This window comes from Cellulomonas massiliensis JC225, assembly GCF_000312005.1.
Lineage (GTDB): Bacteria > Actinomycetota > Actinomycetes > Actinomycetales > Cellulomonadaceae > Cellulomonas > Cellulomonas massiliensis.
In genome coordinates, this window is the sequence record NZ_HE978588.1 from 1,969,243 (window position 1) to 1,979,368 (window position 10,126).

Consider the following 10,126-nt stretch of genomic DNA (forward strand, 5'->3'; position numbering starts at 1 on the left):
CGGTCGCCGCGCCCGCTAGCCGAGGTCCGGCGAGCCGAGCGAGGCCGGCACGTGCGCGCCGTCGCCCTGGGCGACGAGCGCCGCGCGCAGCCGCTCCGCGGCGGCGTCGAGCTGCTCGGCGGGCAGGTCCGGCCGGGCGTTCGCGAACGAGAGGCTCGCCTCGTCCCAGGCCGGCAGGACGTGCAGGTGCAGGTGGGCCACCTCGAACCCCGCGACGAGCAGCGCGGCGCGCGGCGCGTCCCACGCGGCCTGCTGCGCCCGGCCGATCGCCTTGGCGACGACGACCAGGTGCGCGAGCACGTCGTCGGGCGCGTCCGTCAGCTGGTCGATCTCGGCCCGGGGGACGACGAGCACATGCCCGTCCGTGATGGGCGCGATCGTCGCGAACGCGACCGCGACGTCGTCCGCCCACACGAAGCGGCCGGGGATCTCGCCCGCGATGATGCGGGTGAACAGGGTCGTCATGCCCCCACGCTAGGGCGCGGGCGGACGCCGGTCACCACGTCGGGCCGGCGGCCGCGGCGGTCACGCGCCGCGCAGGGCCTCCGACAGCTTCATGCGGCCGCCCGAGCGCAGCACGCCGCGCGAGTAGACCCGCCCGGCGAACCAGACGAGCAGCGGGATCAGGGCCACCGAGAGGCCGACGGAGAGCAGCGCCTGCCACGGCTCGACCGCTCCGAGGGCGATCCGGATCGGCATCACCATGGGTGCGCAGAACGGCACGTACGACAGCCACGCGACGAGCGGGTTGTCGGGCGCGTACGGCGCGATCGAGATGCCGACGACGTAGGGCACGATCATCACGGTCGTGACGGGTGCGACCACGGCGCCGACGTCCTCCTGGCGCGAGACGAGCGCCGCCAGCCCGGCGAGCACGACGGCGTAGGTCGCGAAGCCGACGACGAACCAGACGAGGGACCACAGCGCGGTGGCGCCGAGGTCGAGCGAGCTCGTCTCGACCAGCCCCAGCCCGAACGCCGTGCCGGCGCCCGCCGCGACGATGAGCACGACCTGCAGCAGGCCGATCAGCCCGATGCCGAGCACCTTGCCGGCCATGAGCTGCCACGGGCGGACGGTCGCGAGCAGCAGCTCGACGACGCGGCTGGACTTCTCCTCGACGACGCCCTGGGCGACGAGCTGGCCGGCCGTCATGATCGAGACGAACAGCAGGATCCCGGCGACGATGCCCGCGACGACCTGGGCGGCGTCGGTCTCCGGGGCAGGCTCGAGCGACGTCGTCGTGGGTACGGCCGTGGCGACCTGCTGCGCCACCTGGGCCGGGTCGCCGCCGAGCTGCTCGACGGCCGAGGTGAGGGCCAGCTGCTGCGCCAGCGCGCCGAACGCCGGGGCGAGCTGCTGGTCGGGCGTCTGCTTGACGACCACCTCGAGCGACGGCGAGACCGCCGCGACGAGGGCGACGACCTCCCCGTCGCGCACCGCGGCCTCGCCGGCGGCCCGGTCGTCGAACGTGCGCGTCTCGACCTGCTGCCCGACGGCCGTCGCGCTCGCCTCGAGCGCCGGCGCGACCGCGGCGACGTCGCTCAGCACACCGACCGCCTTCGCCTGCGTGCCGCTGGACGTGACGAGGTTGAGCACGACGCCCCCGAGGACGATGACCGCGACGAACGCGACGGTCGTCCACACGAAGGCCTTGGACTGCAGGCGCGTGCGCACCTCGCGGCCGGCCACGAGGCGGATCGCCCGCCCGCTGCTCAGCGGCACCGACCCGGACGGGCCGGTGGTCGTGGTGCTCATGCGTGGGCCTCCTCGGGCCGGCTGTCGTGGGCCTGGCCCACGTCGTCGGTCGCGACGACGTCGCGGTACAGGTCGACGAGCGACGGACGGTCGGGCCCGAAGGCGTGCACCGGGCCGGCCGCGAGCGCCGCGCGGAGCAGCGCCTGGTCGCCGTCGGGCACGCCGTCGACCTCGACCACGGTGCGCGTGCCGTCCTGCTCGACGACGCGCACGCCGGGGACCGCGGCGGCCCAGCCGTCGGCGGGCCCCTCGACCACCCAGCGCGGCCGCTCGGTGCGCCGCAGCTCCTCGATCGTCCCCACCGCCACCGCCTGGCCGGCGCGGACGATGCCCACCCGGTCGCACAGCCGCTCCACGAGCTCGAGCTGGTGGGAGGAGAACATCACCGGCACCCCCCGCGCCGCCTGCTCGCGCAGCACGCCGCTCATCACGTCGACCGCGAGCGGGTCGAGGCCGGAGAACGGCTCGTCGAGCACGAGCAGGTCGGGGGAGTGGACGAGTGCGGCGGCGAGCTGCACGCGCTGCTGGTTGCCGAGCGAGAGCTTGAGCACCTCGTCGCCGCGCCGCTCCGCGATGCCGAGCACGTCGGTCCAGTGCTCCATCGCGCGGCGGGCCGCCGCCGGGTCGAGCCCGTGCAGGCGCGCGAGGTAGACCAGCTGCTCGCCGACCTTCATGCGCGGGTACAGCCCGCGCTCTTCCGGCATGTACCCGATGCGGTGCCGCACCGGGGCGTCGATCGGGTGGCCGTCCCAGCGCACCTCGCCCGCGTCGCTCGCGAGCACGCCGAGCACGATGCGCATCGTCGTGGACTTGCCGGCGCCGTTCGCGCCGACGAACCCGAAGATCTCGCCGGCCCGCACGTCGAAGGTCATGCCGCGCAGGGCACGGACCGTGCCGTAGGACTTCTCGAGGGCGTCGATGCTGAGGTCGGGCACGGGGTCGATCCCAACAGACACGGTCGCGGCAGGCAAGGACCCCGGGCCTCCCGGGTGCGGCGCGACGACCTGCGGCGGGACCGGTCAGGCGAGCCGCTCGTGCGCGAGCGCCTGCAGCGCGAGGGCCGTGCGCCAGTTGCGCGCGGTGCCGACGCGGCCGCCCGCCGCCTTCTCGAGCACGGCGAGCGTGAGGCGCGAGCGGCCCTGGCCGTGCGGGTACAGCACGTACGTCTCGTCGCGGTGCCAGACCACCAGCTCGTCGCCGAGCGCCGTCGGGTCGAACGCGCGGACGCTCGCGGCGTCCGGGGTCCGGTCCCACGTCACGACGACGACGTGCGCGGGGTCCTCGCGCGCCGCCTCGGCGAACGGGAGCGCGGCCACGACGCGGTCCCACCGGCTCGCCGTCCGGGTCACGACCGGCACCGCGAAGCCGTACCGCTGCTCGAGGGCCGCCGACAGCCCGGGGCCTACCTCGTCCGCCGCCCCGGCGGGCAGGAGGACCAGGTTGCCGCTCGTGACGTAGCTCGTCACCCGCGTGTGCCCGAGCGCCTCGGCCGTCTCCCGCAGCTCCGCCGCGCGGACCGTGCGGCCGCCGACGTTCACCGCCCTCAGCAGGGCGACGACGGGCTCCGCGCCCGCGTCGCCGTCCGGTCCGGTGCCCGCCTGCTCCTGCGCCATGCCGGACACCGTGCCATGCCCCACCGACGCCCGACCAGGCGCGGCCGACCGGCTGCCGTCCCCGCACGCCGCCGCACGCGAGTGCGCACCGGGTGCCCCGCTCGGTCGCGTGCCGCCACAATGGCGCCGTGAGCGACGCCCCTGCGCCCCCTCGACCCGACGGCCCGCAGCACCGCGGCCCGGACGCTGCCGGCCCGGACGCTCCCGCAGCGGCGACGACAGGGGAGATCCCCGCGCCGGCCGACGCGACCGCTCCCGTGCTCGTCGGCTGCTCGCACGGCACGGACAACCTGCGCGGGCGCGCGGCCATCCGCTCGGTGCTCGACGACGTGCGGGCGGCCCGTCCGGGGCTCGACGTGCGCGAGGCGTTCGTCGACGTCCAGCGGCCGGAGCTCGACGACGTCGTGGAGGAGGCCGCCGCCGAGGGCCGGGGCGTGGTCGTGGTGCCGCTGCTGCTGTCCGTCGGATTCCACGTCAAGGTCGACGTCGCCCGCGCCGTCGAGCGTCCGGGCGCAGCGGCGAGCGCGCCGCTCGGGCCGGACGCCCGGCTCGTCGCGATCCTGCTCGACCGGCTGTCCGGGGTGGGGCTGCGCCGCGGCGACGCGGTGGTGCTGGCCGCCGCCGGCTCGACCGACCCCGCCGCGGCGCGGGCCGTGGAGGCGGTCACCGCCGCGCTGGCCGACCCGCTGGAGCAGCCGGTCACCATCGGCTACGGGGCCGGCGCAGGCCCTTCGGTGCCCGAGGCGGTCGCGGCGGCGCGGGCGGACGTGCCGGCCGGCGGGCGCGTGGTCGTCGCCTCCTACCTGCTGGCGCCCGGGTACTTCCACGACCGCGTGCTGGAGGCGGGCGCGGACGTCGTCACCGCCCCGCTCGCGCCCGACGAGCGGCTCGCGGAGGTCGTCCTCGCGCGGTACGACGAGGCGCGTCTCGGCTGACCGGACCGGGTGTCGGCACGCGCCCCGGACGCGCCGAGGGCGGGCCGCCGCAGCGACCCGCCCTCGTGCCCGCCCGTCGTCGCCCGTCGGCGACGACGCGCGCCCCGCCGTCAGACGAACCGGCGCCGCGCGAGCGTGGCCACGACGGCCCCGATCGCGAAGAGCGCGATCGCGGCCAGGCCGCGTCCGACGGCGTTCGGCGTCGTGGCGTCGGCGCCGTCGATCTCCAGCGAGTACGCGGTGGCGCCCAGCGCGCCCTCGGGCGCGCCGTACGCCATGCCCTCGGCCTGGGCCCGCTCCGCTCCCGCCTGCAGCACGGCGTACTGGACGCCGTAGGACGCCGCCGTGGCCGCGCCCGACTCGGCGATCGTCGTCGTGCCCTCGTCGGAGAGGCGCTGCGTGCCGTCGACGAGCTGCGGTGCGCCGTCGGCGGCGTCCTCCAGCCCCTGGTGGAGCCGCAGCGACCCGTTGGCGGCGTCGCGCAGGCCGTCCGCGAGCGAGCGGGAGCCGTTGGCGGCGTCCACGATGCCGCTCGCCAGGGTCCGGGATCCGTCGGCCGCGTCGCCGAGGCCGCCAGCGAGCTCCTCGGACCCCTGCGCGGCGTCGTCGATCCCGTCCGACAGGTCGGACGCGCCGGCGCTGAGCCGGCCGGCACCGGCCCCCAGCTGCGCGAGGCCCGCGGCGAGCCGGTCACCGCCGGACGAGAGCTGGTCCACGCCGCCCTGCAGCAGGTGGACGCCGCCGCGCAGCGTGTCCTTCGTCGCGGACGCGTCGTCGCCGACCCCGGCCTGCACGCTCGAGACCACCCCGGTGACGAGCTCGGTGACGCCGGCGTCGACCGCCTGCACGCCCTGCAGGACGCCCACCGTGCCGGCGGGGCAGCCGGCGACCGTGCCGGACAGGCCGCACTGGAGCTTGAGCAGCCCGGGGCCCGCGATGTTCGCCAGGCGTCCCTGCACGTAGGTGAGCCCCTGCTGCAGGGTCGCGGACGACGAGAGCGAGCCGCCGAAGAACGCCGGGTCGTTCGGGTTGCCGAGGGCGTCGGGGTCGGCGAGCCGTGCGCGCCCCGACTGCAGCTCCGAGATGAGACCGTCGATGACCAGCTTCGTCGTCGCGGACGCCTCGGGCATCGGCGGCCGGCCGGAGGCGTAGCAGCCGCCCGGACCGGCGAGGCCGGCGCCGTCGCGGATGTCCTTGAGGACGGTCACGGCGCACCCGAGACGCTGGTAGGCGCCCGGGTTGGCGGGGTCGGTGCTGTAGACGCCGGCGGCGAGCGCCGCGAGCGCGCCGGGGGCGTCCGTGCCGACCGACACGCGCAGCTGCTCCAGCCCCGCCAGCAGCGTGCCGGCCGACGACGTCGAGCCGATGGCCTGCTGCAGCTTGGCGATGCCCTGGTGCAGCGGCTCCGCCTTGTCCGGCAGCCCGCCGATCTGGTCGGAGAGCTTCTCCAGCCCGGCGTCGACGCCGGCGAGGCCCGCGTCGACCTGCCGCAACCCGTCGATGAGCGCGGGCGCGCCCGCCCGCGCCTGCGTCAGCCCGCCGTCCAGCGCCGCCGCGCCGTCCGCCACCTGGCGCGCGCCGGGAGCCGCCTTGTCGTTGAGCCCGTCGGCGAGCTCGCGCGCGCCCGGAGCCGCCTGGTCGTTGAGCCCGTCGGCGAGCTCCTGCGCGCCCGGCGCCGCGCGGCCCTGGAGGCCGTCGGCCAGCTCCCGGGCCCCGGGTGCGGCCTGGCCGGCGAGCCCCGCCTCGAGCTGCGCGGCGCCGTCGCGGAGCTGGATGAGCCCCGCGAGCAGCTCGGCTGCGCCGTCGTGGAGGGCCAGGACGCCGTCGTCGAGCTGCAGGGCCCCCGCCGTGAGGTCGAGACCCGCCTGGCCGCCCTTGCGGATCGACTCCGAGCCGCCCTTGAAGGACGGGTAGTCCAGCGGCGAGACCGGCATCGCGGTCACGGAGGCCGGCGGGACGACGCCCTTGCGGATCGTCGCCGAGTAGCCGAACTCGATCGTCTCGGAGCCGATCGGCGGGAACAGCGTCATCTGGAAGACGAGCTTCGTGCCGCCCCGGCCGTCGCCCGCGGTGCCGGCCTCGGCGGAGCGGACGTTCGTGAAGCTCGACGGCAGCGTCGTGGTGAGCTGCCCGACCATCGGGATCACGGTGCGCGCCGTGGCGCGGCCCTCGGTGCCGCCCGCGTCGTACGTGACCTCCTCGTCGCGGCCGGTGGTGTTCGTCACGGCGTAGTGCACCTCGAGCTCGCCGGACCTGCCGACGATCGCGCCCGGCTCGATGCGGCGGCCGTCGAGCGTGTACCGGATCTGCACCCGCAGGGGCAGCTCCTTGTCGTAGTCGCTCACGGTCCGCAGGCGCTGCGAGCCGTCGACGTCGACGGTCGTGACGAGCGCGCCGCCCTCCACCGTGCCGCCGCCGAAGCCGTCGAGGTTGCGCAGCCCCCGGGTCGACACCGGGTTGGCGACCGTCGCGGACCCGGTGCCGGTGAACGACAGCTGCTCGTAGACGCGGGCGTCGCGCTTGACGCCCGTCGCGTCGAGGTGGGCCTGCACCGTCTCGGTGTTGACGACGGCGACGTCGCCCTCACCGGCGGCGGCGACGACGGTCGCGGACGCGCCGGACGCCGTGGCGCCGACGAGCAGGGGGAGCAGGGCGACGGCGCTGGCCGTCGTCAGGGTTCGGCGCACGGGTTCAGTCCTCCTGGCTGTGCCGGAGCGGGTACAGGGGGTCGTGGTGCTCGCCGGCGGGGGCGGCCGCCCCGACCGGCTGGGGGGTGGGCGCGGGGGTGACCGGTCGGGACGCCGGCGGCTCGGCGCGCAGCGCGCGCTCCTCCTCGCGCTCGCGCTCCCGGGCGGCCGCCACCTGGGGGCCGAGCAGGGCGGTGGCGAGGAACCCCGCGCCCGCGGCCAGCAGGACGGAGGTCGCCGTGGCGGCCGACGAGGTGACGAAGGCCGAGGGGTCCTCGGCGTAGACCGGCTCGTACGCGCCGGCGATCGCGGCCGCGCCGAGGAGCGTGGCCCACAGCGGCAGCCGCCCGCGGCTCAGCCCGGCGACGGCCAGGCAGACCGCGAGGACGAGCAGCACGGCGACCGCCCGCCCGCCCGCGGTGTCGGGCAGCGCCGCGGCGCGCAGGCCGTAGCCGACCCACGACGCGAGGAAGCCGACCCCGAAGGCCAGCGCGCGCTGCGCGGGGCTGCGGTCGGGGACGAGCCCGAGGGCTCCTCCGAGGGCGGTGCCGAGCAGTGCGACGCCCTGGGCGTCGAGGCCCAGGGCGTCGGAGAGCAGGACGATCGCCGTGGTGATGATCGCGAGCACGGCGCCCGCGAGCAGGGTCCGCTTCATGTCCACCTCGTCGTGGTCGAGCAGCTGGGAGGGCAGGCTCGTCCGGTCCGCACGCTGGAGACGTCCCCCGTCCCGGCCGAGTCGCTGGGCTGTCTAGCAGAGGAGCGAACACCTAGGCCATGCGGTACTAGGTAAATCGGACGGAGTAGCAGATAAATCGGCGGGAGTACCAGGTAAGAGTTATCGCGCCGTGACGTAGGACGACCCGCGGTCGGCGCCCGCCGGTGCGTCGCCCCCGACGGCCGGCGTCAGAGGAAGCGGACCGGGTCGAACTCGGCGAGCGCGATGATCCGCACGCGCGGCAGCGGGATGTTGAACGCCTGCACGTCGTGCTCGAGGTCGTACGTCTGCAGCCCCGGCAGCGCGGACAGCGCGGTGCTCGTGAACTCGCGGAACGCGTACAGCCCGACGCGGCGGTCGCCCGCCTCCAGCAGCCGCTCGACGTCCCCCGCGAAGTCGCCGTCGTGGCTCGCGAGCAGCACGTCGCCCTCGCGCTCGCCGAGCGCCGCGAGCGTGCGCGAGATGCCGATGTCGACGACCTTCTCGTCGCCCTCGCCGGCCAGCGGGATCGGCTGGAACCCGATCGCGAGCAGCGCCTGGACGAAGGGCATCGGCAGCGAGCCGCTCGTCGCGTTGAGGAAGAACAGCGGGCGCACCGGCTGCCCCCACACCTGGCGGGCGTGCCCGATGACGCGCTCCCAGCGCGGCCGCTGGTCCGGGGTGGGCCGCCCGCCGAGGATCGACGATCCCAGCGTGGCGTCGATGTTCTCGCCGTCGACCAGCAGGTACGTGGTGCGCGGGTGCGCGTCGGTGCTCACCCCGCCAGCGTAGCGACGGCCTCCGGGCGCGGCGGGGCGGGGAAGCCGGGCCGGGCGCGGACGGGTGGTTGGGGCGCCACATGTGGTTGGGTCGATGCGAACGCATCGAGCTGCCGGAGGTGGTGCCGCGTGACGGACGGGGACGCGCGGGAGTCGTCGCTCGCGTGGGAGTCGCTGTTCCGGGCGCAGGTCGCCCTCATGCGGCGGTTCCAGCGCGAGGACGTGTGGGGGCACCTGTCCATCCGGGAGTACGACGTGCTGTTCACGCTCGCGGGCCAGCCCGGGCGCGCCGCGCGCCTGCGCGACCTGGCGGAGAGCAGCCTGCTCACCCAGCCGAGCCTGTCGCGCCTGGTCGAGCGGCTGGAGCAGGACGGGCTGGTCCGCCGCGGGCCGGTGGCGGGCGACGCGCGCGGCGTCCTGGTCACCCTGACGGACCGCGGCCTGCAGGTGCAGCGCGAGATCGGCCGGCGGCACGTGCGCTCCATCCACCGCCTCGTGGGCGGCGCGCTGGACGCGGACGAGCTGGCCGAGCTGCGCCGGCTCACCGACAAGCTCCGCGCCGCGCAGGCGCAGATCCCCGACTGACCCGGGACCCCGGGGCTACGCCGCGAGGGCGCGCAGCTCGGCGGCCACCGCCGCCGCCGCCGGCCTGCGGTCGGGGTCGTCCGCCGTCATCGCGCGCAGCAGCCGGCACCAGTCCGGGCCCAGCTCGTCGGGCACCTGCACCGGCTCGAGCAGGCGCGCCAGCGACGCGGACAGCGGGTCGCCGGGGAAGGCGCGCCGGCCCGTGCGGCACTCGAGCAGGACCAGCCCGAGGGAGTAGACGTCGCTCGACGGCGCGAGGGGCCGCCCGAGCGCCTGCTCGGGGCTGTGGTACCCGGCCGTGCCGGAGGAGTCGGCGGGCGCGTCCGCCGCCGCCGGGTGCAGCGCGATGCCGAAGTCCGCGAGCACGACCGCGGGCGCTCGCCGGTCGTGCCCCGGCGGCGCCGCGCGCTGGGAGTCGAGCAGCACGTTGGACGGCTTCACGTCGCGGTGCACGATCCCGACGCCGTGCGCGTGGGCGAGCGCCTGGGCCACCTGCAGGCCGACGAGGGCCGTCTCGGTCGCGTCCAGCGGGCCCTCGTCCAGCACGTCGCGCAGGGTGGGGCCGTCGACGAGCTCCATCGCGAGGAAGGCGACGGGGCCCCACGAGGGGTGCGTGTCGGCGCCGACGTCGAGCAGCGCGACGAGGGACGGGTGGGAGAGCCCCGACAGCACCCTGGCCTCTCGGGCGTACCGGCGGATCTCGTCGGGCGGGGCCGACGCGAGCTGGAACACCTTGAGGGCCACCGGCCGGTCCAGCCGGACGTCGACCGCCCGGTGCACCTCCCCCGAGCCGCCGCGGCCGAGCGGGCCGACCAGGGCGTACCGGCGGCCGAGCAGCGTGCCCGCACGAGGGATCGCGGTGCGGGTCACGAGCTCTCCTCCTCCGGGCGGACCGACGCGTCGACGGCTGCCGGCGGCTGACCGCACCGGCGCCGACTCGACGCTAGGCCCACGGCCCGCCGCCCGCACCTCGACGGCCCGGCTGTCGGGGCCCGCCGGCGGGGCGAGGCGTCAGCGCCGGTGCCGCCCGGGGGTCTCGAGACGCGCGCGGCGTGCGGCGACGAGCGCGCACACGCCC

General features: G+C 76.7%; 10 protein-coding genes. 2 read left to right on the forward strand and 8 right to left on the reverse strand.

Annotation, left to right across the window (positions count from 1 at the left end; translation table 11 throughout):
- Positions 1-15: 15 nt before the first annotated feature.
- The 4 genes from HGCM_RS09385 to HGCM_RS09400 all read right to left on the reverse strand — a co-directional run bounded on the left by HGCM_RS09385 (position 16) and on the right by HGCM_RS09400 (position 3,368).
- Positions 16-465, reverse strand: a complete 450-nt coding sequence (locus HGCM_RS09385) for an HIT family protein (RefSeq protein WP_019136585.1) — start codon at positions 463-465, stop codon at positions 16-18.
- A gap of 60 nt (positions 466-525) precedes the next feature.
- Positions 526-1,755: an ABC transporter permease gene (locus HGCM_RS09390; RefSeq protein ID WP_019136586.1), complete on the reverse strand. Its 1,230-nt coding sequence runs from the start codon at positions 1,753-1,755 to the stop codon at positions 526-528.
- Complete coding sequence (locus HGCM_RS09395; protein ID WP_019136587.1) at positions 1,752-2,690, reverse strand: ABC transporter ATP-binding protein; 939 nt, start codon at positions 2,688-2,690, stop codon at positions 1,752-1,754. Before HGCM_RS09395 ends, HGCM_RS09390 begins: the two co-directional genes overlap by 4 nt.
- 84 nt (positions 2,691-2,774) lie before the next feature.
- Entirely contained in the window at positions 2,775-3,368 is a 594-nt protein-coding gene (locus HGCM_RS09400; RefSeq protein WP_019136588.1) for a DUF1697 domain-containing protein, read from the reverse strand.
- A 257-nt stretch (positions 3,369-3,625) separates the two neighbouring features.
- Between HGCM_RS09400 and HGCM_RS09405 the strand changes: the two genes are divergently transcribed.
- Entirely contained in the window at positions 3,626-4,303 is a 678-nt protein-coding gene (locus HGCM_RS09405) for a sirohydrochlorin chelatase (protein ID WP_019136589.1), read from the forward strand.
- 110 nt (positions 4,304-4,413) lie between these two features.
- On the opposite strand, the gene HGCM_RS09410 is transcribed toward HGCM_RS09405, so the two are convergent.
- From HGCM_RS09410 to HGCM_RS09420, 3 genes are all read right to left on the reverse strand, one after another.
- Positions 4,414-6,990 (reverse strand): hypothetical protein, encoded by a 2,577-nt coding sequence (locus HGCM_RS09410; RefSeq protein ID WP_019136590.1) that lies wholly within the window; start codon positions 6,988-6,990, stop codon positions 4,414-4,416.
- Between the two features lie 4 nt (positions 6,991-6,994).
- Positions 6,995-7,645, reverse strand: coding sequence for a hypothetical protein (locus HGCM_RS09415; RefSeq protein WP_019136591.1), 651 nt, complete (start codon positions 7,643-7,645; stop codon positions 6,995-6,997).
- 248 nt (positions 7,646-7,893) lie between these two features.
- Positions 7,894-8,463 carry an NYN domain-containing protein gene (locus HGCM_RS09420; protein ID WP_019136592.1) on the reverse strand — a complete coding sequence of 190 codons (570 nt, stop codon included), beginning with the start codon at positions 8,461-8,463 and terminating at the stop codon, positions 7,894-7,896.
- A 129-nt stretch (positions 8,464-8,592) separates the two neighbouring features.
- Here HGCM_RS09420 and HGCM_RS09425 point away from each other — a divergent pair, with 129 nt between their 5' ends.
- Positions 8,593-9,048 carry a MarR family winged helix-turn-helix transcriptional regulator gene (locus tag HGCM_RS09425; protein WP_019136593.1) on the forward strand — a complete coding sequence of 152 codons (456 nt, stop codon included), beginning with the start codon at positions 8,593-8,595 and terminating at the stop codon, positions 9,046-9,048.
- A gap of 15 nt (positions 9,049-9,063) precedes the next feature.
- Here the strand turns inward: HGCM_RS09425 and HGCM_RS09430 are convergent, their stop codons facing one another.
- Positions 9,064-9,918: a serine/threonine-protein kinase gene (locus HGCM_RS09430; protein ID WP_019136594.1), complete on the reverse strand. Its 855-nt coding sequence runs from the start codon at positions 9,916-9,918 to the stop codon at positions 9,064-9,066.
- Positions 9,919-10,126 lie beyond the last annotated feature (208 nt).

Excerpts from the sequence above, each read along its gene's own strand:
- HGCM_RS09385 (WP_019136585.1), bottom strand. The coding sequence starts at position 465 with ATGACGACCCTGTTCACCCGCATCATCGCGGGCGAGATCCCCGGCCGC.
- HGCM_RS09400 (WP_019136588.1), bottom strand. The coding sequence starts at position 3,368 with ATGGCGCAGGAGCAGGCGGGCACCGGACCGGACGGCGACGCGGGCGCG.
- HGCM_RS09415 (WP_019136591.1), bottom strand. The coding sequence starts at position 7,645 with ATGAAGCGGACCCTGCTCGCGGGCGCCGTGCTCGCGATCATCACCACG.
- HGCM_RS09390 (WP_019136586.1), bottom strand. The coding sequence starts at position 1,755 with ATGAGCACCACGACCACCGGCCCGTCCGGGTCGGTGCCGCTGAGCAGC.